We start from the raw sequence: 24774 nt of genomic DNA, 5'->3' as shown, positions 1-24774 counted from the left end.
GAGGGTTGTCCGGCACACCCTGTGCGTACCGCAGTCGTAATTGTTGCGGCGGATTATTGTAATGCCTGTATAGGCGCACAGTATAGTGCCAGATGTTCCATTGCGCACTCCTAATCATTTTTGACGTACTTTTGAAGCAAAACGCATGTATTCGCTTTCCGATTTCGATTTTAATTTGCCGCAAGAAAACATTGCGCAAACTCCGTTGGCCGAGCGCAGCGCCTCGCGCCTGTTGCATCTGGACGGCGAGACCCTGGTCGACCGCCAGTTCGCCGACATCGTAGGACAGCTAGCCGCGGGCGACCTGCTGGTGATGAACGATACGCGCGTACTCAAGGCGCGCTTCTTCGGCGTCAAGGAAAGCGGCGGCAAGATCGAGGCGCTGGTCGAGCGCGTACTCGATGACCGCACCGTGCTGGCCCAGGTGCGCGCGTCGAAGTCGCCGCCGCCCGGCTGCCGCATCCGCCTGGCCGACGCCTTTGACGTGACGGTCGGCCAGCGCGCCGGCGAATTCTTTACCTTGCACTTCGAGGCCGACGTGTTCGAGCTGATCGAGGCGCATGGCCGTTTGCCGCTGCCGCCGTATATCGAGCACGATGCGGACGAATTCGACGAAACGCGCTACCAGACCGTGTTCAACAAGGTGCCCGGCGCTGTCGCCGCGCCGACGGCCGGCCTGCATTTTGACCAGGCCCTGCTCGACCAGTTGAAGGCCAAGGGCGTCAACTTTGCCTATGTGACCCTGCACGTGGGCGCTGGCACCTTCCAGCCCGTGCGCACGGAAGTGCTGGCCGAACACAAGATGCATACCGAGTGGTACACCATGCCGCAGGAAACCGTCGACGCCGTACGCGCCGCCCAACTTGCCGGACGCGACGTGGTGGCCGTCGGCACGACCAGCCTGCGTGCGCTGGAATCGGCCTCGCAAAGCGGCCAGTTGGTGGCGGGCAGCGCCGATACGGCCCTGTTCATCACGCCTGGCTATGCGTTTAAAACGGTGACGCGGCTGATCACCAACTTCCATTTGCCGAAGTCGACCCTGCTGATGCTGGTGTCGGCCTTTGCCGGCTATGCGCCGATCCGCAACGCCTACGCGCATGCGATCGCGCAGAACTACCGTTTCTTCAGCTATGGCGATGCGATGCTGCTCACCACGCAATCGCGCGCTGCGCTGAACCTTGATACCCCCGTGAAAGACTGACCATGCTGGAATTTACATTACTCAAGACCGACACGAGCGGCCTGACCAAGGCACGCCGCGGCACCTTGAAACTCAACCATGGCGTCGTGCAGACGCCGATCTTCATGCCAGTGGGCACTTACGGTTCCGTCAAAGCCATGTCGCCGCTGGAACTCAACGAGATCGACGCGCAAATCATCCTGGGTAACACGTTTCATTTGTGGTTGCGTCCAGGCAACACCGTCATGGAAAAATTCGGCGGCTTGCACGGTTTCATGGGCTGGAACAAGCCGATCCTGACGGATTCGGGCGGCTTCCAGGTGTTTTCGCTGGGCGCCATGCGCAAGATCACGGAAGAGGGCGTGCATTTCAATTCGCCCATCAACGGCGATAAACTGTTTCTCTCGCCGGAAGTGTCGATGCAGGTGCAGCGCGTCTTGAATTCCGATATCGTCATGCAGTTCGACGAATGCACGCCGTACGAAATCGCCGGCCGTCCGGCCACCATCGAGGAAGCGGCCAAGTCCATGCGCATGTCCTTGCGCTGGGCGCAGCGCTCGAAGGACGAGTTCCACCGCGGCGAGAACCCGAATGCGCTGTTCGGCATCGTGCAGGGCGGCATGTTCGAAATGCTGCGCGACGAGTCGCTGGCCAAGCTCGAAGAGATCGACTTCCCCGGCATCGCCATCGGCGGCCTGTCCGTCGGCGAACCGAAGGAAGACATGATGCGCATGCTGGCCCACGTGGGCCCACGCCTGCCGGCCAACAAGCCCCATTACCTGATGGGCGTGGGCACGCCGGAAGACCTGGTGGCGGGCGTGTCGAACGGCATCGACATGTTCGACTGCGTCATGCCGACGCGTAACGCCCGCAATGGCTGGCTGTTCACCCGTTTTGGCGACATCAAGATCAAGAACGCCAAGTACAAGGAAGACCAGGCGCCGCTCGACGAGACCTGCGGCTGCTACGCCTGCCGCAACTTCTCGCGCGCCTACCTGCACCATCTGCACCGCTCCAAGGAAATCCTCGGCGCGCGTCTGAACACCATCCACAACCTGCATTACTACCTGGACCTGATGCGCCAGATGCGTGAAGCGCTCGATGAAGACCGTTTCCACGCGTTTACGCTGCAATTCCATGCGGAACGCGCACGCGGAACTTAAGAAAACCTTAGCTTGCGCCCTGGCAGCAGCAGGGCTGGAAGTTTTGTGTATTGGTGCTTGGACGGGGGCGAGAAAGCATTGCATAATGCCTTTTTAGCCCCATTTGAAGCTGCCATGCCTGCAATTGGAGGCTTGGCGGATTGCCAATGCTAGAATACAGCGCTATTTTTTCAAACTGATTAGAACTGGAGTCACCGTGTTTTTCATTTCCAACGCTTATGCGCAAGCCCCAACCGACGCCCTGGGCCTCGGCGGCAACCTGACCAGCTTCCTGCCGCTGGTATTGATGTTCGTGGTCATGTATTTCCTGATGATCCGTCCACAGCAAAAACGCGCCAAAGAACAACGGGCGATGATGGACGCGCTGGCCAAGGGTGACGAAGTCGTCACCGCCGGCGGCATGCTGGGCCGTGTTGTCAAGGTAGTGGACGCTTACGTCACCATCGAAGTGGCGACCGGCACCGAAATCACGGTGCAAAAGAGCTCCATTACCACCTTGCTGCCTAAAGGCACCCTGAAGGCGCTGTAATTCCTCGCTGTCATTGCCCCGGCAATGATTGAACGGGGTGGCTATCCGCCGCCCCTCGCGACGCCTCCGACGCTCAACACTGAACGCTGAATCAATATGAATCGCTATCCTGCCTGGAAATACATCATCATCGTCGTCGCCTTATTGCTGGGCGCACTCTATACGGCGCCCAATTATTTCGGTGAGTCACCGGCGCTGCAAGTAACCAGCGGCAAGTCGACCGTCAAAGTGACGGGCGAGCTGATGACGCAAGTCGAGCAAATATTGACGAAAGAGAACGTCAAGTCGGAAGGTGTCACCATGGATGGCGCCGGCAACCTCGCCTCCGTGCGCGTGCGTTTCGCCGATCCCGATACCCAGTTCAAGGCGAAACTGGTGCTGGAAAAGGACCTCAATCCCGATGCCAGCGATCCCGCGTACATCGTGACGGTCAATCTGCAAGCCAATACGCCCATGTGGATGCAGAAAATGCATGCCTTGCCCATGTTCCTGGGCCTGGATTTGCGCGGCGGCGTGCACTTCCTGATGCAGGTCGATGCAAAAGCCGTACTGAACAAGAAAGTCCAGGGCGTCCAGTCCGCCGCGCGTAGCGTGTTGCGCGACAAAAATATCCGTCACGCCGGCATCGAGCGCGTGGGCGATAGCGTCCAGATCAACTTCCGCGACGCGGAAACGCGCCTGAAGGCAAAGAATGTGCTGTCCGACCAGATGTCGGAACTGGCGTTCGCCGATGCGGGCGAAGGCAGCGACCTGAAACTGAACATCACCCTGAAACCGGCCGCCCTGAAGGCGACCATCGACGAAGGCGTGAAACAGAATATCTCCACCCTGTCCAAGCGCGTCAACGAGCTGGGCGTGGCCGAGCCGCTGATCCAGCAGCAAGGTCCCGACCGCATCGTGGTGCAGCTGCCTGGCGTGCAGGACGTGGCCCGCGCGAAAGCCATCATCGGCCGCACGGCCACCCTGGAAGTGCGCCTGGTCGATGAAACCATCGTGCCCGGCACCGAACTGTCGAGCGCCATTCCGTTCAACTCGGAATTGTTCACCGTCGGCAAGGGCGTACCCGTCGTGCTGGCGAAAGACGTGATCCTGACGGGCGACTATATCTCCAGCGCCACGGCCAGCTTCGACCAGAACCAGCAAGCGGCCGTGTCGATCGACCTGAATGGCGACGGCGGACGCAAGATGCGCGAAGCGACGCGCGAACGCGTGGGCAAGCGCATGGCCATCGTGCTGTTTGAAAAGGGCAAGCCGGAAGTGCTGTCGGTGGCGACCATCCAGCAGGAACTCGGTTCGCGCTTCCAGATCACCGGCATGGGCGGCGCGGAAAACGCCAATGAACTGGCCTTGCTGCTGCGTTCGGGCGCCCTGTCCGCACCGATGACCGTCATCGAGGAACGCACGATCGGACCGCAACTGGGCGCGGAAAACATCGCCAAGGGCTTCCATTCGACCTTGTATGGCTTCATCGCCATCGCCGTCTTCATGATCGCCTACTACATGCTGTTCGGCGCCTTCAGCGTGCTGGCCCTGGCCACCAACCTGCTGTTGCTGGTCGGCTTGCTGTCGATGATCCAGGTGACGTTGACCTTGCCGGGTATCGCCGCCATCGCGCTGGCGCTGGGCATGGCGATTGACGCCAACGTACTGATCAATGAACGTATCCGCGAAGAGCTGCGCGCCGGCAATACGCCGCAAGCGGCGATCGCCGCCGGCTTCGACCGCGCCTGGGCCACGATTCTGGACTCGAACGTGACCACCCTGATCGTCGGCCTGGCGCTGCTGGCCTTCGGCAGCGGTCCCGTGCGCGGCTTTGCGGTCGTGCATTGCCTGGGCATCCTGACCTCGATGTTCTCCTCCGTCTTCGTCTCGCGCGGCGTGGTCAACCTCTGGTATGGCCGCAAGAAAAAGCTGACGACCTTGTCGATCGGCACGGTGTGGGTGCCGGGCACCAGCAAATAAGCGACGGCCCCGACTCATCCAATAGCGACAACAGCGATCGCGTCCGGTGGCCCAGCCGCCGGACGCACAGAATAGAACTCAGAGGATTTCATGGAATTTTTCCGGATCAAAAAAGATATTCCCTTCATGCGCCATGCGTTGATTTTCAACGTGATTTCGGCGGTGACCTTCCTTGCCGCCGTCTTCTTCCTGGTGCACAAGGGCTTGCATCTGTCCGTCGAATTCAAGGGCGGCACCCTGATGGAGGTGAAATACCCCAAGGCGGCCAATCTTGAAGGCATACGCGGCACGCTCATCGCCATGGGCTACGAAGAACCGGGCGTGACGAGCTTCGATACGGCGCGCGACGTGATGATCCGCCTGCCGGTGGAAAAGGGCGTCAGCGCCGCGAACACCTCGCAGCGCGTGTTTGATGCGCTGTGCAAGGCCGAGCAAGGCACGACCAAGGCCATCGATACCGTCACCGCCAAAGGCGAACATGTGCTCAAGAGCGCGTGCATGGACACCGCCGGCAATGAAGCGGTGGTACTGCAGAAGGTTGAATTCGTCGGCCCGCAGGTGGGCGAGGAACTGGCGCAGAACGGCTTGAACGCGCTGGTGGTGGTGATTATCGGCGTGATGATCTACCTGGCCATCCGCTTCGAATGGAAGTACGCTGTCTCGGCCATTATCGCCAACTTGCACGACGTGGTGATCATCCTGGGCTTCTTCGCCTTCTTCGAATGGGAATTCTCGCTGACCGTGCTGGCGGCGATCCTGGCGGTGCTCGGCTATTCCGTCAACGAATCGGTGGTGATCTTTGACCGTATCCGCGAAAACTTCCGCAAGCAGCGCAAGGCGACCGTGCATGAAGTGATCGACAGCGCGATCACCAGCACCATTTCGCGTACCATCATCACCCACGGTTCGACCCAGATGATGGTGCTGTCGATGCTGGTCTTCGGCGGCCAGACCCTGCACCACTTCGCCCTGGCGCTGACCATCGGTATCTGCTTCGGTATCTACTCGTCCGTGTTCGTCGCGGCCTCGATCGCCATGTGGCTGGGCGTCAAGCGCGAAGACTTGATCAAGCCGGTCAAGGAAAAAGACGAAACCGACGGCGCCGTGGTGTAAGCGCAGGTTTTTGCGGGTCGAATGAAGAACGATCACCGTTTGCGGTGGTCGTTTTTTTTATGGTGGATGACGATGAAGCGTTTGATAGTGATGGGCATCATGGCGGGCATCGGCACGCTGGCCAGTGCCGCGCAATTGAGCCGTGCGGACAGCGGCGCCATCGCCCTGCGCGGCCCGATTGCCGAGGGCGACGTGGACAAGCTGCGGCTGCTGGCCACGCCGGGTACGACGCTGTTGCGCGTCAATAGCGAGGGTGGCGACCCGCTGGCGGCCATGCAGCTGGGCCGCTATCTGCACCGGCAGCAATGGGATATTGCCATCGACACCGTGTGTGCGGGCAGCTGCGCCCTGTATGTCTTCCCGGCCGCGCGGCACAAGCGCATTCCGGCCGATGCCGTGCTGGCGCTGCAGGAATCGGCATTCCTGCGCGCGCAGGCGAGCCCGGCGCAATTGCGCCGCACCTTGGCCGAGGCTGGCGTGGCGGCCGAGGACCTGGAGCGCGAAACGGCGGCGCTGGCGGCCCGATTGGCCGACACGGCGGCGCAGGAAACGGCGTTTGCCGCGGAGCTGGGCATTGCCCCCGCGTTTTACCGCGATTTTCAGCACGTGGCGGCGCAGGCCGAGAGCGTGCGCCGGCATTTTCCCGACCAGGAGGCGGCCGTCCACTGGTGGCCTGGGGCGGCACGGCTGCAGCGCTGCTACGGCATCGCCGGCGTGGACGAGGGGACGCGCGCGGCGCGCCTGGCGCCCGACGGCTATCTGTACGTGCCGGCCCTGTCCGCCCTCGTCATGGGCGACCAGGCCTTGCAGGGCTGCCCATGAGCCGCAGCGGCCGTCTTTTCCTGCTGATGGACGCCATGCGCGCCAGGCGCGTGCCCGTCACGGCAGCCCAGCTGGCGCAGCAGCTGGGCGTATCCGAGCGCACGATCTACCGCGATATCCAGACCCTGGCCGAACTGGGCGCGCCCCTGCAGGGCGAAGCCGGCATCGGCTATGTGCTGCGCCGCGGCGCCTTCCTGCCGCCGCTGATGTTCGGGCCCGATGAACTGGAAGCGCTGGTGCTGGGCGCGCGCTGGGTGCGCCGCCAGGGCGATGCGGGTCTGGCGCAGGCGGCCAGCAATGCCCTGGCGAAGATCGCGGCCGCCTCGCCGCGCGATTTGCGCGACAGCATGGCCGAGACCAGCCTGTGGGTGCCGCTGGGCCGCCCCGCCGATGGCACGCAGCCGGACGACCGTTACGTGCAGCCCGTGCGCGAGGCGATCCGCTACGAACAGAAACTCACGCTCGCCTATCAGGATGAGCATGGCAGCGCCACCTCGCGCACGGTGTGGCCGTTTGCCCTGGCCTTTTTCGAAGGCAAGCGCCTGCTGGCCGCCTGGTGCGAGCTGCGCGGCGATTACCGGCATTTCCGCATCGACCGCATCGCCAGCGTGCAGCAGCATGAGGAGCGCTATCCCACGCGCCGCCACGCCTTGCTCGACACCTGGCGCAAGGCCCACGATATCGACCCCGAATCCTGACATTCGCTCCTGACAAAAACTGTCAGTGACGGCGACTACGATGGTGGCTTCCTCACTCACCGGAGTTACGCACCATGCGCCTGTATCACCACCCCATGTCCTCGAATGCCCGCCGTGCCCTGATGACGGCGATCCACCTTGGCCTGCCTCTGGAACTGGCCGAAGTCGACCTGATGAATGCGGACGACCGCCGACGTCTGGCCGAACTGAACCCGAACGGCAAGGTGCCCGTGCTGGCCGACGGCGCTTTCCTGCTGTGGGAATCGTGCGCCATCATGCAATACCTGGCCGAGCAGGTGCCGGGCCAGACGATTTATCCGCAGGCGCCGCAAGCGCGCGCCGACGTCAACCGCTGGCTGTTCTGGGCCGCGCAGCACTTCGCACCCGCCATCAGCGTGCTGGCATGGGAACGCGCCTGGAAAGGCATGACGGGCAATGGTCCGGCGGACCCGCTGGAAGAGGCGCGCGGCGAGCGCGACCTGCATGAATGCGCCGTGGTGCTGGACGCGCATCTGGCAGCGCGCAGCTGGCTCAGCGGAGACGATGTGACGCTGGCCGATTTCGCCGTGGCCGCGCCCCTGATGTACAGCGAAGCCGTGCGGCTGCCGCTGGCGCAGTACCGGCACATCGAGGCGTGGTTTGCCCGCGTGCGGCAGTTGCGCGCCTGGCAGGAAACGGAGGTAGAACTGTTGCCGGGATAATGTGCGCGCTAAGTGTGCCAACGCACGGAGCGGGCGCGGCGCACCGCATAAGATAGGGCTGTCTCTTTCAGGACATCCCTAGCTTTGGACTTTACCCGCTTTCGAGCGGGTTTTTTTTGTCCGGCGTTATTGGTGTTTTGTTGGTGGTAAGTGCTCACATTTTGCGCGTGAGCGCATCAATGCACGAGCACCTTCAGCAGCGACTGCACTTCATCGTCCGATTCTTCCATGATGCTCGACAAGGTCGCATCATCGCCGATCACGCAATCGATGCTGCCGGCGGCGCGCGCGGCGCGCACGGCGATGGCGGCCGGGCTTTCGTTGAGGGGCGACGAGACGGGCGCCAGGTCATTCGCCAGCAGCAGGGTGTCGCCCAATGATTCGGGCGGGATGGCGCGCATGCCTTCCCACAGTGCATCGATGGCGCTCATCACCGCTTCCGGCACCTTCAGTTTGGTCAGGACGCCGTGGCCGATGGCTTGTTCGCCATGCTCGACCCAATCCTGCGGTTCGCCATCGAGGATGCCGGGGAATTCGGCCGCGCGCGACAGCAGATAGAAGCCGCCCACTTCATGCATGATGCCGGCAAACAGGGCCGTATCGGGGTCCACCTTGGTGACGCGGCGGGCCAGTACCTGCGACAGGGCCGCCACGTGGGCCGTATGTTCCCATAGCTGGTTGGCCTTCGCCTGCAGCACGGGATCGGTGATGGTGCTGCCCAGCTGGCGCACGATCAGCGAGGCCACCACCGACTGCAAGGTACGCACGCCGAGCCGCTGCACGGCGTTGCGCACGCTGGTGATTTCATTGCCGGAACGGTTGAACGCCACGGAATTGGCGATGGCCACCGTGCGCGCGGCCAGCAGCGGGTCGGCCTGCACCAGCTTGGCGGCGGCTTCGATATGGCAGTCGGGATCGGCCAGCGCCTCTTGCAGCTTGAGCGAAGCGTCCACATTGGCAGGAAAGGTCAGCTCGCCACGAGCGGCTTGCGCGGCGATGCTTTTAAAGGCGTCGAGTCTGTTCATTGAAAAAATTATACTCGCAATATTTCCGTGCGGAACTTTTTAACCGTGATCTTTTCGCAAACAGCCGGGCAAAAGGCAAGCAAAGCCCCGTAAACGCAAAATGGGCACGCGTACAGTCGACGCGTGCCCATTTTGAACGACGAAATTCCGAACGCTTAACAAAACCATTGCGAGCGGATGGGATTTGTGGCTAAGAAGCGCAACCGTACTTTAGTACGGTGAGCATCGCAGGCCGCAAAGCGCACCGCGCAGCAGGTTTTGTTACGCGTTGTTAGAGAGATTCGCTGAAGATGGCGTCGCAGCCTTCAACGAGTTCGTCGCTGTCTTCCAGCTCATCCGTCAAGCCCAGGTCGAACAGTTCCTCGACGGCGTTCATGAAGCTGTTGTGCTTGGTGGCGCCGATCAGGCGGTAGATTTCGCCGTCTTCGTTGCGCACGCCGATGATCAGTTTTTCCTGGCGCACCAGTTCCGGCGTGCTGGCGTTGAGCAGCAGGTTGCCGATGATGTGTTTATCGAAATGAGCAGGCTTTTTGCCTTCGAGCAATGTGGTTTTCAACTTGGTTTCCTTTGTCTTGTTTGAATGTCTGTGCTTGGTGAATGGTCAGCCGTGGCCGTTGGCGATCGCGTGCTTCAAGCCTGCCAGGGTGCTTTCCAGACGTATGAAATCGTCTTCGGTGTAGCCGTCGAACAGGCGCTGGCCCTGTCGTGTCAGCTTGGGGAACACGTCATGGAACACCTGTTCGCCTTCGCAGCTCAGGCGCACATAATAGGAACGCTTGTCGCGTGGACAACGTTCGCGTATCACCAGCCCCTTTTGTTCCAGCCGGTCCACCACGCCCGTCAAAGTCCCCTTGGTAATCAGGGTTTTCTGGCCCAGTTCCTTGTAGGACATGCCGCGGGTGTTGCCGAGCGTGGCAATGATGTCGAATTGCGCATGCGTCAAGCCGTACTGGCGCACGAAGTCGCTAGAAAACCGCTCGAAGCCTTGCATGCATTCGGCCAGCAGCCGGATACTTTTTAAATATCGTTCACCCATGGCAGTGATTATATCCTTCCGCTCCGCTTTTTTCCGCCGCGCCAGGATGCGCCCTTGCATGAGGGTCTCGATGGGGCGGAAGTCCGGTATCATGTGGGCAACTCAGCCCTTGCCCCGATCCCGCCCCGCCGATGTCCTTCGCTAATCTTTCCCGTATCGGCCTCGACAAACCGCTGCGCTTGCTGCTGGTGCATGCCGGCGATGCCGAGTCGATCACCTGGGCCGGCCTGGTGCAGCCGCTGCGCCTGTGCGCGCGTGCGCTGGGGCCGCAGGCCCTGCAACTGGAGGTGCGCTCGCCGGAACAGGTGGCCGCGCAGGGCGGCAACTGGCATATCGCGCTGCTGGTGGCCGATGAAACGCAGGCGCCGCTGCGCGCCGAGCTGTGCCGGGCCGTGATCGAGCGCTGCCGTTCGGCGCCCTTCTGGGGCGGCGTGGGGGCGGCCGTGCTGTGGCTGGCCGACGCGGGCGTCATGGATGGCGTGCGCATCGCCTTGCCCTGGGCCTTGTATGCCGATGCGGAAGCGAAGGCCGAACGGGCCATCCTGACGCCGCACTTGTTCGACATCGACGGCCCGCACATCACCTGCTGCGGCGGCGCGGCCAGCATCGATTTTTCGCTGACCCTGATCGAGACCATCTTTGGCGCCGACGTGCAGGCGCTCGTCAAGGAAGCGTTGTGCGTGGACAAGGTGCGCGGCAAGGAAGAGCGCCAGCGCGTGGCCCTGCAGGCGCGCTTCGGCGTGTTGCAGCCGAAACTGTCCGAAGCGGTGACCTTGATGGAAGCCAATATCGAGGAGCCGCTGTCGACCGACGACATCGCCAGCCTGGTGGGCCTGTCGCGGCGCCAGCTGGAGCGGCTGTTCAAGCAGTACCTGGGCAGCCTGCCGTCGCGCTACTACCTGGAGCTGCGCCTGCAGCGCTCACGGCAACTGTTGCTTGATACACATTATTCCATCGTGCAAGTAGGCCTGATGTGCGGCTTTTCCTCCGGCTCGCACTTTTCCACGGCGTTCGGTACCCTGTTTGGCAATACCCCGCGCGAAGAGCGGCAAAGAAAGCTGATGCCGCCTGTTTGATTAAGGCAAGCCCGGCTGTGATGAATTGTGAAAATCCTTGTCGCAGATTCAAAAGAGTTTTAGCATCCCGCTTTTTATAATGCAGTACACACGTAGCTGTCGTAGCTGCGGAGTACCTAACATATTGATGGGGAAATGCTATGAATGCCAAGCTTGATTCGACCGTAACGGCTCGTCCAGTCACCCGGGAAACCTTTGACCAGGTCCTCGTTCCTACCTACGCCCCTGCAGCCATGGTGCCCGTGCGCGGTTCCGGGCTGGATCTGTGGGACCAGTCAGGCAAGCATTACCTCGATTTCACCTCCGGCATCGCCGTCAACAGCCTGGGCCACTGCCATCCCGTGCTGGTCGATGTGCTGACCAAGCAAATCAATAATTTGTGGCATTTGGGCAACGGCTATACGAACGAGCCTGTGCTGCGTCTGGCGCTGGCCCTGACGGAAGCGACCTTCGCCGACCGCGCCTTCTTCTGCAACTCGGGCGCGGAAGCTAACGAAGCGGCCCTGAAACTGGCGCGCAAGTACGCGCACACCAAGTTCGGCGCGCACAAGTCGCGCATCATCTCGTGCTTCAGCTCCTTCCACGGCCGCACCCTGTTTACGGTCTCCGTCGGCGGCCAGGCCAAGTATACGGAAGGCTTCGAGCCGCTGCCGCCATCGATCGACCATATCGCCTACAACGACATCGAAGCGGCGCGCGCCGCCATCGGCGATGACGTGTGCGCCGTGATCGTCGAGCCGGTACAAGGCGAAGGCGGCGTGGTGCCAGGCAATCCTGAGTTCCTCAAGGAACTGCGCGCCCTGTGCGACAAGACCGGCGCCCTCTTGATTTTCGACGAAGTCCAGTGCGGCATGGGTCGCACTGGCGCGTTGTTCGCCTACATGGGCTATGGCGTCACGCCGGACATCCTGACGGCCGCCAAGGCGCTGGGCAACGGTTACCCGATCGGCGCCATGCTGACCACCAACGAACTGGCGCAAACGCTGGCCGTCGGCACGCATGGCACCACCTACGGCGGCAACCCGCTGGCCGCTACCGTGGCCTTGAGCGTGCTGGACACGATCAACACGCCAGCGTTCCTGGCGCGCGTGAAAGAAGCGAGCGTCAGCACCATCGCCATGCTGCAAGGCTTGATCACGGATTACCCGCAAGTGTTCTCCGTGGTGCGCGGCAGCGGTTTGCTGCTGGGCCTGGTCGTCAGCGATGCCTGGAAGGGCCGCGCGAAAGACATCCAGAAAGCGGCCGAAGCGCAAGGCTTGATGGTGCTGATCGCCGGCATGGACGTGGTGCGCCTGGCACCGGCCCTGATCGTCTCGGACGAGCAGATTGCCGAAGCGGGCCGCTTGCTGCGCGCCGCCATCGACGGCATGCTGAAAGCCTGAGGCTAGCCTCGCTCCCTGTTTGATCACCGGCCCGCCGCTTTGCTGCGGGCCGGCTTGGTTCTACCCGGGTTTTCAGCCCATGTATCGTCAGCATTGAAGGAGTACCCATGTATGTTGTCCGTCCGGTAGAAATTGCGGATATTGCAGCCCTCGAAGCGCTGGCCGCGGTAACCATGCCGGGTGTCCATACCCTGCCGAAGACGCGCGAGAAAATCGCCGCCTCCGTCGAGCGCTCCATCGCCTCGTTTGCCGCCCATGTCGACATCCCCAGCGAAGAGTCGTACCTCTTCGTGCTTGAATCCCTGCTCGACAAGAGCATCGCCGGCACGGCCGCCATCTTCGCCTCGGCCGGCTCGAACGGCACCTATTTTTCCTTCCGCAACGACGTCATCCAGCAAGTCTCGCGTGACCTGAACATCAGCCACAGCGTGCATGCGCTGACCCTGTGCTCGGAACTGACGGCGTATTCGCAGCTGTCCGGCTTCTATGTGCGCAACATGGAGCAGGCGGGCCTGGAAGCGGCGCTGCTGTCGCGCGCGCGGCTGCTGTTCGCCGTGCTGGCGCCGCACCGCTTCGGCGACCGCTTCTTCGTGCCGCTGGCCGGCATCACGGACGCCAACGGCCAGTCGCCGTTCTGGGATGCGCTGGGCCGCAAATTCTTCCAGATGGATTTCCTCGATGCCGAAAAGGTCATCGGCGGCGCGCGCAACCGCACCCTGATCGTCGAACTGATGCCGCACTATCCCGTGTACGTGCCGCTGCTGCCCGGCGACGCGCAGGCGGCCATGGGCCAGATCCACCCGAGCGGCGAACTGGCGTTCAATCTGCTGACGGAAGAAGGTTTTGAAGCGGACGATTACATCGACATCTTCGATGGCGGCCCGATCCTGCAGGCGCACAAGCATGCGCTGCGCTCGTTTACGGGGTCGCTCACGCGCCGCGTCGTCGCCGGCGTCACGCCCAGCCGCACGGGCCTGAAAGTGCATTACGCGATCGCGTCGGGCGCGGAGCGCAATTTCCGCGCCGTCACCTTTACCTGCGATGCGCTCGAAGCACAGGACACCGTCGGCTTGCCGCCCGAGTTGCTTGAAGCGCTGGCCGTGGCCGAAGGCGACAGCGTCATTTGCGTGCGCATCTAACCGAGAGAACACTATGCTAGTAGTACGCGCCATCAACGCTTCTGACCTGGACGCCCTGTACGGCTTGGCCAGCCAGGTCGGCACCGGCATGACCACCCTCAAGCCGGACATGAAAATGCTGGGCGACCGCCTGGCCATCGCCTGCGCCTCGTTCGCCGAAACCATCGCGCCCGAAAAGCGCGACTACATGTTCGTCATGGAGGATACGGAGACGGGCCGCCTGGCCGGCGTGTGCGCCATCAAGGGCGCCGTGGGCCTGGAAGAACCGTTCTATAACTACCGCATCGGCACCTTGGTCCATTCCAGCCGCGAACTCGACGTGTTTACGCGCATGGAAACCCTGTACCTGTCGAATGACCTGACAGGCAGCACGGAACTGTGCTCGCTGTTTTTGCACCCGGACTACCGCAGCGGGAACAACGGCAAGCTGCTGTCGAAAAGCCGCTTTTTGTTCATCGCCCAGTTCCCGCACCTGTTCACGGAAAAGCTGATCGCGGAGATGCGCGGCTACCAGGCGCCGGACGGCAGCTCGCCGTTTTATGAGGGACTGGGCCGCCACTTCTTCAAGATGGATTTCCACCACGTCGACGACCTGACGAGCCTGGGCAAGAAATCGTTCATCGCCGAACTGATGCCGCGCCAGCCCATGTACGTGGCCTACTTGCCCGACGAGGCGCAGGAAGTCATCGGCAAGGTCCATCTGAGCACGGCGCCCGCGCGCCGTTTGCTGGAACAGGAAGGCTTGCACTTCGAGGGCTATGTCGACATTTTCGACGCCGGTCCCGTGCTGCAGGCGCGCGTCTCCGAACTGCGCGCCATGCGCGACAGTATGCCGGCCGTGCTCGACGCCGGGGCTGTGCCGGAAGCGTGCGGCGACGCCGCCCAGGCCGAACCTTACCTGGTGTCGAACACCGACCTGAAAGATTTCCGCATGATCGTCACCAGCGCCAATCCGCACAGCGGCAAGCTCGCGCTGGGCGACGATGAACTGCATCTGCTGCGCTGCCATCAAGGCGATACCGTGCGCACCTTGTCACTCAACCCGAGGAAGCATCCCCATGTCTAATGTGAATACCACGCAATCGAACTTCATCAACGGCGCCTGGCTGCCGGGCACGGGCCGCGAACTAGTTACCATCGATCCGTCGAACGGCAAGCAGACCTGGGCCAGCCTGGAAGCGACGGAAAACGAAGTCGGGCAAGCTTGTCAGGCCGCCCGCGCCGCCTTTGAAGCATGGGCCGATACGCCCGTCGAAGAGCGCATCGCCATCTGCGTGCGCTTTCGCGAGCTGCTCAAGGAACATGCGGAAGCGCTGGCGCTCCTGATCTCGGAAGAAGTGGGTAAACCATTGTGGGAGTCGCGCACGGAAGTGGCCACCATGGCCAACAAGATCGATATCTCTGTGCAGTCGTACCATGCGCGCACGGGTATCACGCAAAGCAAGATCGCCGACGGCGACGCCGTGTTGCGTCACCGCCCGCATGGCGTGTTCGGCGTCTTCGGTCCGTACAATTTCCCCGGTCACCTGCCAAATGGCCACATCGTGCCGGCCCTGATCGCCGGTAACACCATCGTCTTCAAGCCCAGCGAATATGCGCCGCGCACGGCCATCAAAACCGTGCAGCTGTGGCAGCAGGCCGGCTTGCCGAATGGCGTCGTCAACCTCGTCAACGGCGGGCGCGACACGGGCGTGGCCCTGGGCGCGAATGCCTTGCTCGACGGCGTGCTGTTTACGGGTTCCTGCCAGACGGGCATCAGCCTGCACCGCCAGTTCGGCGGCCAGCCGGGCAAGATGCTGGCGCTGGAAATGGGCGGCAACAACGCCCTCGTCGTATGGGACGTGAAGGACGTGGACGCCGCCGTGCACCATGCGATCTTCTCCGCCTTTGTCTCGGCCGGCCAGCGCTGCACCTGCGCGCGCCGCCTGGTAGTGCAAGATAACGCTGCGGGGTCTGCCTTCGTGGCGCGCCTGGTGGAAGTGGCCGCGAAACTGGGCATCGGCGCGTCCGATGCGCAGCCGCAGCCATTCATGGGCCCCGTCGTATCGAGTGCCGTGGCTGCGCGCCTGGTGCAGGCGCAGGCGGACATGGTCGCCAAGGGCGGCACCACCCTGCTGCAGATGCGCCAGTTGAATCCCGCGGCGGGCTTTGTCACGGCCGGCATCGTCGACGTCACCGATGCCGTTGGCATCCCCGATGAAGAATGGTTCGGCCCCCTGCTGCAAGTGATCCGCGTGGCCGATTTCGATGCGGCCCTGAAGGTTGCCAACGCTACCGAATTCGGCCTGGCCGCGGCGCTCCTGTCCGACGATCCGGCACTGTGGCAAACGTTCCAGACGCGCGCGCGCGCCGGCATCGTCAACTGGAACCGTCCGACCACGGGCGCGGCCAGCACGGCGCCGTTCGGCGGCATCGGCAAGTCGGGCAACCACCGTCCGAGCGCCTATTACGCGGCCGATTACTGCGCCTACCCGGTCGCTTCGATCGAGAACAGCGCGCTGGAAATGCCGGCCAAGCTGTCGCCCGGCCTGAATTTTTAAGGAAATCCCATGCACAGCACGCGCGAATACAATTTTGACGGCCTGGTCGGGCCATCGCATAACTATGCCGGACTCTCGTTCGGCAACGTGGCCTCGTTCAGCAATGTGAAAAGCGCCTCGAATCCGAAGCAGGCCGCCTTGCAGGGTCTGGCCAAGATGCGTGCGCTGGCCGCGCGCGGCTTTGCGCAAGCCTTGCTGCCGCCGCAGGACCGGCCCAATTTTCGCCTGCTGCGCGCTATCGGTTTCACTGGCACGGACGCCGAGGTGCTGGCGCGCGCCTACAAGGAGTCGCCCGTCATCCTGGCTTGCGCGTATTCCGCCTCGCCCATGTGGACGGCGAACGCCGCCACGGTCAGCCCGTCGGCCGATACGCAGGATGGCCGCGTGCATTTCACGGCCGCCAACCTGAATAACAAGCTGCACCGCGCCTTCGAGCACGCGCAGTCGGCGCGCAGCCTGCGCGCCATTTTCAGCGACGACAAGCACTTCGCCGTGCACGACGCGCTGCCCTCGACGTCCGCCTTCGGCGACGAGGGCGCGGCCAACCACACGCGCCTGGGCGCGAGCCACGGCGCGCCGTCCGTTGAATTGTTCGTGTATGGTCGCGTGGAGTTCGATCCTTCCGCGCCGTCGCCGAAGCGCTATCCGGCACGCCAGACTCTGGAAGCGTCGCAAGCTGTGGCGCGCCTGCACGGCCTGGACGCGAAGCGCACCGTGTACGTGCAGCAGAATCCGGAAGTGATCGACCAGGGCGTGTTCCATAACGACGTCATCGCCGTCGGCAATGGCAATGTGCTGTTCTATCACGAGCAGGCGTTTGCCGATGAAGGGGAAAGCCTGTCGCAGCTGCGCCGCGCCGTCGCCGCCACCAGGGCGGAGCTGCAGGCCTTGCGCGTGGACACGGGCCAGGTGCCGATCGCGGACGCCGTCAGCAGCTATCTGTTCAACAGCCAGCTGTTGACGAAAGAAGGCGGCAAGATGGCGCTGGTGATCCCGCAGGAATGCCAGGAAAACCGCGCCGTGTCGCGCTACCTGGAAGGCCTGGTGGCCAGCGGTGGTCCGATCAATGAACTGATCCATTTCGACCTGCGCCAGAGCATGCGCAACGGCGGCGGGCCCGCCTGCCTGCGTTTGCGCGTGGCCCTGACGGAAACCGAGGCGCGCGCCATGCACCAGGGCGTGATCATGACGGAAACGCTGTACCATCGTCTGGTGCAGTGGGTGGAAAAGCACTACCGCGACCATCTGGAGCCGGGCGACCTGGCCGATCCGCAGCTGGCGCTGGAAGTGCATGCGGCGCTTGAAGAATTGACGATCATCCTCAACTTACCTGGATTGTACGACTTGTAGGCGATAGAAAAACACACAGAAAATCCGAGACAGACTATCCGCAACACAGAATTGGACGGGCGACCCCCGTCTCTTGACACCGCTGCCGCCCAGCCACAAGCCCGAACGACAGCGTTGGACATTCACATTACCGTAATGGAGATGCAAGATGAATCACACGCCACAAGATTTGCGTACACAAACGCTGGAGCTGATTAACGCGGCTGGCAATGCAGGCAAGGCGGCAGCGCCTGTCGTGCAGCTGGTGCAGGCATGGCTGGACTCGCTCGATGCCGAAGACCTGGCCGACATCGCGCCCGACAGCCTGGCGCCCGTGCTGGTCGACGGCTTCACGCAAGCGGCCAAGCGCACCGGCAGCGGCTGCCAAATCGCCACCCTGCGTTATGCGGATGGCCGTGGCGGCATGGCGAGCGCCTTGCTGATCCTGAACGAAGACATGCCTTACCTGGTCGACTCCATCGTCATGGCCATGCGCCGCCAGCACCTGGCCGTGCGCGGCGTGATGAACACCGTGCTGCCGGTGCGCCGCGCTCTTGACGGCAGCGTCGAAGCGGTGCGCCAGCCGGGCGACCCGCTCGAATCGTATGTGCTGGTGCTGCTCGACGAAGAGCTGGCGCCGGAAGCCCTGGCTACGCTGGTCGCCGCCCTGGAAACGGTCGCGCGTGACGCCGCCATCGTGCGCCGCGATGCCGCCGCCATGAGCGAGCGCCTGGCCACCGTCGCCACGGCTGCAGCGCAGCATGGCGAAGAAGGCGCGGAAGTGGCCGCCTTCCTGGAATGGGCGCGCAGCGGCGGCTTTGAAGTATTCGGCTACGCCTACTACCGCGTTAAGCCGGGCGTGCGCGAACTGGAACGCGACATCCCCAGCCGCGTCGGCGTGCTGCAGGATACGGCGCACCCGGTCTACGGCACCTGCCTGGCGAATATCCCGGGCGACTTCGATACCCTGGCCAAGCGCGACTCGGCGCTGTCCATCGTCAAGGCCGACGTGGCGGGCACTTTGCACCGCGATCAGCAGCTCGACTTCATCGGCGTGCGCGACATGGATGCGCAAGGCGCGATCCTGGGCGAGCATTGCTTCGTCGGCCTGTTCACCCGTGCCGGCAATTCCACCCCGCTGGCGGCGCTGCCGTTTGCGCGCGGCCGCGTGGCCAAGGTACTGAGCCTGGCCGGCGTGCGCCAGCAAGGCTTCCGTGCCGAGAAATTCCGCGAAATCCTCGAATCCCTGCCGCGCACGGAAGCGCTGGAAGCGGACCTCGACTGGCTGGCGCAAGTGTGCGGCTCCGTCGTGTCGCTGTACAAGCAGCCGCGCACCAAGGTCTTCGCGCGCCGCGACGTGTACGCGCGCCACCTGAACGTGCTGGTCTACCTGCCGCGCGAGCGCTACAGCGCCAGCGTCGCATCGAGCCTGGCCAAGGCCCTGCAAGCCAGTTCCGGCGCCACGCACGTGAGCACGCAGACACTGGTGGCCGACGGCCCCCTGGCGCGCGTCTACCTGATCGCCCATGCCGCCCGCTACCCGCTGGACCTGGAAACGGATATCGAACAGCCGCTGCTGGGCGTGCTCGATGGCTGGCATAACGGCTTTGCCGCCGTGGCCGACGCCGTGCCCGACGTGGCCCTGCGCACCAGCCTGCGCAAACTCTGCGCTACGCTGCCGCTCGATTACGTGGCCGCTACCGCGCCGGCCGTCGCCTTCCGCGACCTCGACACCATCCTGCGCAATACCGATCCGGCGCACGTGGCCGTGCGCATCGAGACGGGCGTTGTGACCACGATTCGCCTGTACTCGGCCAACAAGGTGCCGCCGCTGTCGACCATCCTGCCGGCCCTGCACAATGCGGGCGTGGCCATCGACCGCGAACAGGCGTATTCGGTGTCGCTGTCCGACGGCACGCGCTATTTCATCACCAGCCTGACGGTCGATGCCGCCAGCGCGGCGAAACTGGCGCAACCATCCGTCGTCGCCGTGGCGCAGGAACTGTTTGCCGCCCTGTTCAACGACACGGCCGAAGATGGCCGCCTGAATGGCCTCGTCATCGAAGGCGGCTTGTCGACGCGCGAAGTGCAACTGGTGCGCGCCTACACCAGCTACTGGCGCCAGACGGGCAGCCGCTTCTCGGTGCGCTACATCGCCGAGAGCCTGCGCAAGCAGCCGGCCCAGGTCAAAGCCCTGGTCGAAGCCTTCCTGCAGCGCTTCGATCCTTCGCTGTCCGATGCGCAGCACGTCGCCGCCCTGGAGGCAATCGCCGCCATCAAGGCCGGCCTGCCCTCCGTGAACCACGCCGATACCGAGGAAATCCTTGGCGCGCTGGCCGACCTGATGGCGGCCACCCTGCGCACCAGCTACTTCCAGAACAATCAACAAGGCGACAAGATCATCTTCAAGTTCGACACCAGCAGCCTGGCGCTGGTGCCGGAACCGCGTCCTTACCGTGAGATTTTCGTCTTCTCGCGCCGCTTCGAAGGCGTGCACCTGCGCGGCGGCCCTGTCGCCCGCGGCGGCTTGCGCTGGTCCGACCGCATGGAAGACTACCGCACCGAAGTGCTGGGCCTCGTCAAGGCACAGATGGTCAAAAACGCCGTCATCGTGCCGGCCGGCGCGAAGGGCGGTTTTGTCTGCAAGATGATGCCGAAGGATGCCGTGCGCGAAACCATCGCGGCCGAAGGCGAAGCCGTCTACCGCCTGTTCATTTCCAGTCTGCTGGAAGTAACGGACAACCGTTCGCTGGGCAATATCGTCCCGCCCGTCGACACCGTGTGCTTCGACGACGCCGACCCGTATCTGGTGGTCGCCGCCGACAAGGGCACGGCCACGTTCTCGGACATCGCCAACGGCATCGCCGTGCAGCGCGGTTTCTGGCTCGGCGATGCGTTCGCCTCGGGCGGCTCGAACGGCTATGACCACAAGAAACTGGGCATCACGGCCAAGGGTGCATTCGAAGCCGTGAAGCGCCACTTCTATGAAATGGACCACGACCTGAACACCACGCCGATCACCATGGTCGGCGTGGGCGACATGTCGGGCGACGTGTTCGGCAATGGCGTATTGCTGTCGCGCCAGCTCAAACTGGTGGCCGCGTTCGACCACCGCCACATCTTCCTCGATCCGACACCGGACGTTGCCGTCTCGTTCGACGAACGCGCGCGCCTGTTCGCCTTGCCGCGCTCCTCGTGGGACGACTACAACAAGGACTTGATATCAACTGGCGGCGGCGTGTATCCGCGTTCCGCCCGCACGATCGAACTGTCGCCGCAGATCCGCGCCGCGCTCGATATCGCCGAGACCTCGCTGGCGCCGGAAGAACTGATGCACCGCATCCTGAAATCCCCGGTGGACCTGTTCTACAACGGCGGCATCGGTACCTACATCAAGGCCTCGACCGAGACGCACGCACAGGTGAAGGACCGCGCGAATGACCATATCCGCGTCAATGGCAACGAGCTGCGTGTCAAGGTCGTGGCCGAAGGCGGCAACCTCGGCGCGACGCAAGCGGGCCGCATCGAATTCGCGCTGGCGGGCGGACGCATCTTCACCGATGCGATCGACAATTCGGCCGGCGTCGATTGCTCGGACCATGAAGTGAACGTGAAAATCTGGCTGGACGTGGAAGTCAATGCGGGCAAGCTGACGGAAGCGGAACGCAACCGCGAGCTGTATGCGATGACGGACGACGTCGAGCGCCTGGTCTTGCGCGACAACACGCAGCAGACGCATTTGCTGGTGCGCGAACTGCAGGCGCAAGGCGAGAGCGCCGTGCAGGATGGCTATGCCGCCCTGATCGCCAGCCTGGAAGAAGAGGGCGCCCTGTCGCGCGAACTCGAGCAATTGCCATCGGTGGCCGAACTGGCGCGTCGCAAGGCCGATGGCCGGGGCCTGACCACGCCGGAACTGGCTGTGGTAATCGCCAACGTGAAGAACCGTTTCAAGCGCATTCTGTCCGCCCTGCCGCTGACGGACGAAACGTGGGCCGAGCCGGTCCTGAAACCGTACTTCCCATCCTTGCTGGTGGAAACCCGTTCGGCGCTGGACCACCCGCTGGCCAACGCCATCCTGGCGACCGTGCTGGCCAATGAAGTGATCAACCGCTGCGGCCCGCTGATGATCCGCAACCTGGCGGCGGAACACGGCGTGGACGAGTCGGCAGTGATCCTGGCCTGGGGCCAGGCATGGGTGGCGCTGAATCTGGCGCCCGTGTTCGACGCGCTCGACGCGGATGCCCTGACGGTGCCGCGCGACGTGTCGATCAAGGTCGATGCGCAAACGCGCGTGCTGCAGCAAACGATGATCGCCGGCGTGCTGTCCGTGCCGGCCGAGCAGCTGCGCGGCGCCGGCCTGGCCGAACTGACGCGTTTGTTTGGCGCGGAATCGAAGCGCGAGCTGCTCAAAGCGGTCGGCATCAAGTCGGAAGCGGCGCTGGTGCCGGGTCTGACGCCCGCCTTCGTGCAAGCGTGGGATGCGGTCGATGCGCTGGACGTCGTCGCCGGCTTCCTGTTCCCGGCCCTGTCCGTGCCGCGTCCTGCCTCGATGGACCTGGCGGCCTTCCTGCAAGTGGGCCTGGCCCTGCGCAGCCAGGCGGGCATCGACACGCTGGAGCGTGGCCTGAAGCTGGCCGCGCAAGGCAAGTCGCAGGAACAGTTGCGCAACTACGCGCAGCAAGCCCTGCGCCGCACGCAACAGCGTCTGCTGACGCAGGTGCTGGCGCGTGCCGAGCAAGGCAATGCCGGCCAGGCCGTCGATGCCGTGACGGGTGCGCTGGGTCTGTCGGCCTATGTGGCGGCGACGGAACTGGAGCAAGCCATGCTGGACGTGTGGACCTTGTCGGAAGCCGTGAATAAAATCACGGCGAAAACCCCAGCGGAAGCGGCGGTGTAATGGCGCAAGAAGCAACGCAAGTAGTAACCCAGGTAGTACAGGGCGCTGGCGGCTTGCCGCCGGCCGTGCAGGCGCTGGCGCAGGCCGATTTCAGCGGCGTGGCGCAGTTGTTCGCCAACGCCGGTTTCACGGTGGCCTTGCCGGCGCCCGGCATGCTGCAAGTCGTCAAGCCGCAAGCCGATAAAGGCCGCGCCAGCGTAGCCGTTTCGGTGGGCGTGCATGGGGATGAGACGGGACCGATCGAAGTGCTCGCGCATCTGCTCGATGCGCTGTCGCGCGATGCGTCGCAGCTGGCCGTCGACCTGCTCGTCTGCGTGGGAAATGTCGATGCGATCCGGGCCGGCAAGCGTTTCATCGACGCCGACCTCAATCGCATGTTCCGCCCCGTGCGGGGCAGCCTGGCGCAAGCGGCGGAAAGCGCGCGCGCCGATGAAATGATCGCCGCGACAAAAGCGTTCTTTGACGCGGCCGGTCCCGTGCGCTGGCACCTGGATTTGCACACGGCCATCCGACCTTCCGTGTACCCCACGTTTGCCATCGTGCCGGACCTGGTGGCCGACGACGCCAAGGCCCAGCTGATCGATTGGCTGGGCCAGGCGGCCATTGGCGCCATCATCATGAACCCGCAGTCTGCCGGCACCTACAGTTATTATTCGGCCGAGCATTGCGGCGCGGCCGCCAGCACGGTGGAGCTGGGCCGCGTGGGCACTCTGGGGCAGAACGATTTATCGCTGTTCGACGACGTGTCGCGGGCGCTGGACGGCCTGTTGCGCGGCTTGCCTGCGCAGCCCGTCAAGGCGCAACCGCACGTGTTCAAGGTGGCGCAGGAAATCATCAAGCACAGCGAGGAATTCCGCATGGCCTTCGATCGCGGCACGCAGAATTTCACCTCCTTGCCGCAGCACGCTGTGATCGCCAGCGATGGCGACCACGTCTACACGGTGCGGCACGCGGAAGAGCTGGTGGTATTCCCCAACCCCGATGTGCGGGTGGGCTTGCGCGCGGGATTGATGGTGGTGCGCGTGGCGTGATTGTCCAGCGATGACGCCGTATCAGGCGCCAGCCGGGGAAACCCGCCTGGCGCTTTTTTCATAAAAAATTCCGCACAGAAATAATTATCCATTAAGCAATTGATTGGTTTAAAATATTTACCCTTTGCAATTTTTTGGACCGATCATGTTGAAACGCCTGCTGACAGCCTTGCTGTGCCTGACCCTCTCCGGCCTCACGGCTGCCGCCCCTGCCGATGAGAAGGCGGCCGCACCGGAAATGACGGCGGAACAGTTCCTCGCCCAGCTGCACCTGCAGCGCGGCAAGATTACTTTGCCGGGCGGCATCGCCACCCTGGATTTGCCCGCCAGCTTCCGTTATCTGTCGCCGGCCGATGCCGAGCGCGTGCTGGTCGATGCCTGGGGCAATCCGCCGGGCATGGAATCGCTGGGCATGATCGTGCCTGCCAAGACCAGCGTGCTCGAGCGCGATAGCTGGGGTGTCATCGTCACGTATGAAAAGGAAGGGCATATCAAGGATGACGATGCGGACAGCATCAAATACGACGAATTGCTCAAGGATATGCAGGCGTCCGTGCTGGAAAATAATGCGGAGCGCAAGAAGCAGGGTTATCCCGGCATCCATTTGATGGGTTGGGCGGAAAAGCCCAGCTATGCCAAGGATACGCACAAGCTGTACTGGGCCAAGGATTTGATGGTCGATGGCGGCGAGCACTCGCTGAACTACAACGTGCGCGTGCTGGGGCGCGAAGGCGTACTGAACTTGAATGCGATCGCCAGCATGCAGCAGATCGAAGCGATCAAGAAAGAGATGCAGCAAGTGACGGCGTTCACGGAATTTACCGACGGTAACCGCTACACGGATTTCGACAGCAAGACGGACAAGGTGGCGGAATACGGCCTGGCGGCGCTGGTGGCCGGTGGCGTGGCCAGCAAGCTGGGCCTGTTCGGCAAACTGCTGGCTTTGCTGCTGGCCTTCAAGAAAGTGCTGATCCTGGCCGTGGTCGGTGCCGGTGCGGCCATCGTCAAGTTCTTCGGCGGCAAGCGCAAGGACACGCCGCAGCCGCAGCCAGCACGGCAGCCGGAACCAGCCGAACAGCCCGCTCATGCGCCCGATGGCAAGGTGAATCTGGAAAAGTAGGATGAACTGAGCCGCTCGGTGCGCTGACGCA

Annotated in this window: 20 protein-coding genes; 17 read left to right on the top strand and 3 right to left on the bottom strand. The window is 63.3% G+C overall.

Annotated features, from left to right (window positions below; genetic code table 11):
• The first annotated feature begins 145 nt into the window (after window positions 1-145).
• From queA to ACQ4WQ_RS22925, 8 genes are all read left to right on the top strand, one after another.
• Window positions 146-1201 carry a tRNA preQ1(34) S-adenosylmethionine ribosyltransferase-isomerase QueA gene (queA, locus tag ACQ4WQ_RS22960; protein WP_326458872.1) on the top strand — a complete coding sequence of 352 codons (1056 nt, stop codon included), beginning with the start codon at window positions 146-148 and terminating at the stop codon, window positions 1199-1201.
• Window positions 1202-1203: 2 nt separating this feature from the next.
• Window positions 1204-2343 carry a tRNA guanosine(34) transglycosylase Tgt gene (gene tgt / locus ACQ4WQ_RS22955; protein ID WP_436500227.1) on the top strand — a complete coding sequence of 380 codons (1140 nt, stop codon included), beginning with the start codon at window positions 1204-1206 and terminating at the stop codon, window positions 2341-2343.
• Between the two features lie 196 nt (window positions 2344-2539).
• The gene (gene yajC, locus ACQ4WQ_RS22950) at window positions 2540-2872 is read left to right on the top strand and encodes a preprotein translocase subunit YajC (protein WP_034745505.1); all 333 of its coding nucleotides are present in this window, start codon (window positions 2540-2542) and stop codon (window positions 2870-2872) included.
• A gap of 96 nt (window positions 2873-2968) precedes the next feature.
• Window positions 2969-4834 carry a protein translocase subunit SecD gene (gene secD, locus ACQ4WQ_RS22945; protein ID WP_326458874.1) on the top strand — a complete coding sequence of 622 codons (1866 nt, stop codon included), beginning with the start codon at window positions 2969-2971 and terminating at the stop codon, window positions 4832-4834.
• Window positions 4835-4924: 90 nt separating this feature from the next.
• Window positions 4925-5947, top strand: coding sequence for a protein translocase subunit SecF (gene secF, locus ACQ4WQ_RS22940; protein WP_436500225.1), 1023 nt, complete (start codon window positions 4925-4927; stop codon window positions 5945-5947).
• Window positions 5948-6019: 72 nt separating this feature from the next.
• Window positions 6020-6769 carry a hypothetical protein gene (locus ACQ4WQ_RS22935; RefSeq protein WP_436500223.1) on the top strand — a complete coding sequence of 250 codons (750 nt, stop codon included), beginning with the start codon at window positions 6020-6022 and terminating at the stop codon, window positions 6767-6769.
• Complete coding sequence (locus tag ACQ4WQ_RS22930) at window positions 6766-7467, top strand: helix-turn-helix transcriptional regulator (RefSeq protein WP_326458877.1); 702 nt, start codon at window positions 6766-6768, stop codon at window positions 7465-7467. The genes ACQ4WQ_RS22935 and ACQ4WQ_RS22930 overlap by 4 nt, the downstream gene beginning before the upstream one ends.
• Before the next feature lie 74 nt (window positions 7468-7541).
• Window positions 7542-8168: a glutathione S-transferase family protein gene (locus ACQ4WQ_RS22925; protein ID WP_436500221.1), complete on the top strand. Its 627-nt coding sequence runs from the start codon at window positions 7542-7544 to the stop codon at window positions 8166-8168.
• A 176-nt stretch (window positions 8169-8344) separates the two neighbouring features.
• Here the strand turns inward: ACQ4WQ_RS22925 and ACQ4WQ_RS22920 are convergent, their stop codons facing one another.
• The 3 genes from ACQ4WQ_RS22920 to ACQ4WQ_RS22910 form a co-directional block, all read right to left on the bottom strand.
• Window positions 8345-9193 carry an HDOD domain-containing protein gene (locus ACQ4WQ_RS22920; RefSeq protein ID WP_436500219.1) on the bottom strand — a complete coding sequence of 283 codons (849 nt, stop codon included), beginning with the start codon at window positions 9191-9193 and terminating at the stop codon, window positions 8345-8347.
• Between the two features lie 271 nt (window positions 9194-9464).
• On the bottom strand, window positions 9465-9749 hold the full coding sequence (locus tag ACQ4WQ_RS22915; RefSeq protein ID WP_070290811.1) for a hypothetical protein: 285 nt from the start codon (window positions 9747-9749) through the stop codon (window positions 9465-9467).
• Between the two features lie 45 nt (window positions 9750-9794).
• Complete coding sequence (locus ACQ4WQ_RS22910; protein WP_436500217.1) at window positions 9795-10229, bottom strand: MarR family winged helix-turn-helix transcriptional regulator; 435 nt, start codon at window positions 10227-10229, stop codon at window positions 9795-9797.
• 131 nt (window positions 10230-10360) lie between these two features.
• Between ACQ4WQ_RS22910 and ACQ4WQ_RS22905 the strand changes: the two genes are divergently transcribed.
• The 9 genes from ACQ4WQ_RS22905 (at window position 10361) to ACQ4WQ_RS22865 (ending at window position 24743) form a co-directional block, all read left to right on the top strand.
• A complete protein-coding gene (locus tag ACQ4WQ_RS22905; RefSeq protein WP_436500215.1) occupies window positions 10361-11305 on the top strand; it encodes a GlxA family transcriptional regulator in 945 nt (314 codons plus the stop codon).
• Window positions 11306-11445: 140 nt separating this feature from the next.
• Window positions 11446-12687 (top strand): acetylornithine/succinylornithine family transaminase, encoded by a 1242-nt coding sequence (gene astC, locus ACQ4WQ_RS22900; protein ID WP_436500213.1) that lies wholly within the window; start codon window positions 11446-11448, stop codon window positions 12685-12687.
• Window positions 12688-12794: 107 nt separating this feature from the next.
• A complete protein-coding gene (locus ACQ4WQ_RS22895; protein ID WP_326455989.1) occupies window positions 12795-13826 on the top strand; it encodes an arginine N-succinyltransferase in 1032 nt (343 codons plus the stop codon).
• Between the two features lie 13 nt (window positions 13827-13839).
• Complete coding sequence (gene astA, locus ACQ4WQ_RS22890; protein ID WP_436500211.1) at window positions 13840-14892, top strand: arginine N-succinyltransferase; 1053 nt, start codon at window positions 13840-13842, stop codon at window positions 14890-14892.
• Entirely contained in the window at window positions 14885-16366 is a 1482-nt protein-coding gene (gene astD, locus ACQ4WQ_RS22885; protein WP_436500209.1) for a succinylglutamate-semialdehyde dehydrogenase, read from the top strand. Before astA ends, astD begins: the two co-directional genes overlap by 8 nt.
• Window positions 16367-16375: 9 nt before the next feature.
• Complete coding sequence (gene astB, locus ACQ4WQ_RS22880) at window positions 16376-17716, top strand: N-succinylarginine dihydrolase (protein WP_436500207.1); 1341 nt, start codon at window positions 16376-16378, stop codon at window positions 17714-17716.
• Between the two features lie 148 nt (window positions 17717-17864).
• A complete protein-coding gene (locus ACQ4WQ_RS22875) occupies window positions 17865-22592 on the top strand; it encodes an NAD-glutamate dehydrogenase domain-containing protein (protein WP_436500205.1) in 4728 nt (1575 codons plus the stop codon).
• The gene (locus ACQ4WQ_RS22870) at window positions 22592-23623 is read left to right on the top strand and encodes a succinylglutamate desuccinylase (RefSeq protein ID WP_436500202.1); all 1032 of its coding nucleotides are present in this window, start codon (window positions 22592-22594) and stop codon (window positions 23621-23623) included. The genes ACQ4WQ_RS22875 and ACQ4WQ_RS22870 overlap by 1 nt, the downstream gene beginning before the upstream one ends.
• 145 nt (window positions 23624-23768) lie before the next feature.
• Complete coding sequence (locus tag ACQ4WQ_RS22865) at window positions 23769-24743, top strand: DUF2167 domain-containing protein (protein WP_326455983.1); 975 nt, start codon at window positions 23769-23771, stop codon at window positions 24741-24743.
• Window positions 24744-24774 lie beyond the last annotated feature (31 nt).

Origin of the sequence: Janthinobacterium goodfellowi (assembly GCF_051380695.1) — a bacterium.
Taxonomy (GTDB): domain Bacteria; phylum Pseudomonadota; class Gammaproteobacteria; order Burkholderiales; family Burkholderiaceae_D; genus Janthinobacterium.
Note: the sequence above shows the minus strand (reverse complement) of the source record. Positions and strands in the feature narration are given on the sequence as shown.

Excerpts from the sequence above, each read along its gene's own strand:
- queA (WP_326458872.1), top strand. The coding sequence starts at position 146 with ATGTATTCGCTTTCCGATTTCGATTTTAATTTGCCGCAAGAAAACATT.
- tgt (WP_436500227.1), top strand. The coding sequence starts at position 1,204 with ATGCTGGAATTTACATTACTCAAGACCGACACGAGCGGCCTGACCAAG.
- secD (WP_326458874.1), top strand. The coding sequence starts at position 2,969 with ATGAATCGCTATCCTGCCTGGAAATACATCATCATCGTCGTCGCCTTA.
- secF (WP_436500225.1), top strand. The coding sequence starts at position 4,925 with ATGGAATTTTTCCGGATCAAAAAAGATATTCCCTTCATGCGCCATGCG.
- ACQ4WQ_RS22935 (WP_436500223.1), top strand. The coding sequence starts at position 6,020 with ATGAAGCGTTTGATAGTGATGGGCATCATGGCGGGCATCGGCACGCTG.
- ACQ4WQ_RS22930 (WP_326458877.1), top strand. The coding sequence starts at position 6,766 with ATGAGCCGCAGCGGCCGTCTTTTCCTGCTGATGGACGCCATGCGCGCC.
- ACQ4WQ_RS22925 (WP_436500221.1), top strand. The coding sequence starts at position 7,542 with ATGCGCCTGTATCACCACCCCATGTCCTCGAATGCCCGCCGTGCCCTG.
- ACQ4WQ_RS22920 (WP_436500219.1), bottom strand. The coding sequence starts at position 9,193 with ATGAACAGACTCGACGCCTTTAAAAGCATCGCCGCGCAAGCCGCTCGT.
- ACQ4WQ_RS22910 (WP_436500217.1), bottom strand. The coding sequence starts at position 10,229 with ATGGGTGAACGATATTTAAAAAGTATCCGGCTGCTGGCCGAATGCATG.
- ACQ4WQ_RS22905 (WP_436500215.1), top strand. The coding sequence starts at position 10,361 with ATGTCCTTCGCTAATCTTTCCCGTATCGGCCTCGACAAACCGCTGCGC.
- astC (WP_436500213.1), top strand. The coding sequence starts at position 11,446 with ATGAATGCCAAGCTTGATTCGACCGTAACGGCTCGTCCAGTCACCCGG.
- ACQ4WQ_RS22895 (WP_326455989.1), top strand. The coding sequence starts at position 12,795 with ATGTATGTTGTCCGTCCGGTAGAAATTGCGGATATTGCAGCCCTCGAA.
- astA (WP_436500211.1), top strand. The coding sequence starts at position 13,840 with ATGCTAGTAGTACGCGCCATCAACGCTTCTGACCTGGACGCCCTGTAC.
- astD (WP_436500209.1), top strand. The coding sequence starts at position 14,885 with ATGTCTAATGTGAATACCACGCAATCGAACTTCATCAACGGCGCCTGG.
- astB (WP_436500207.1), top strand. The coding sequence starts at position 16,376 with ATGCACAGCACGCGCGAATACAATTTTGACGGCCTGGTCGGGCCATCG.
- ACQ4WQ_RS22875 (WP_436500205.1), top strand. The coding sequence starts at position 17,865 with ATGAATCACACGCCACAAGATTTGCGTACACAAACGCTGGAGCTGATT.
- ACQ4WQ_RS22870 (WP_436500202.1), top strand. The coding sequence starts at position 22,592 with ATGGCGCAAGAAGCAACGCAAGTAGTAACCCAGGTAGTACAGGGCGCT.
- ACQ4WQ_RS22865 (WP_326455983.1), top strand. The coding sequence starts at position 23,769 with ATGTTGAAACGCCTGCTGACAGCCTTGCTGTGCCTGACCCTCTCCGGC.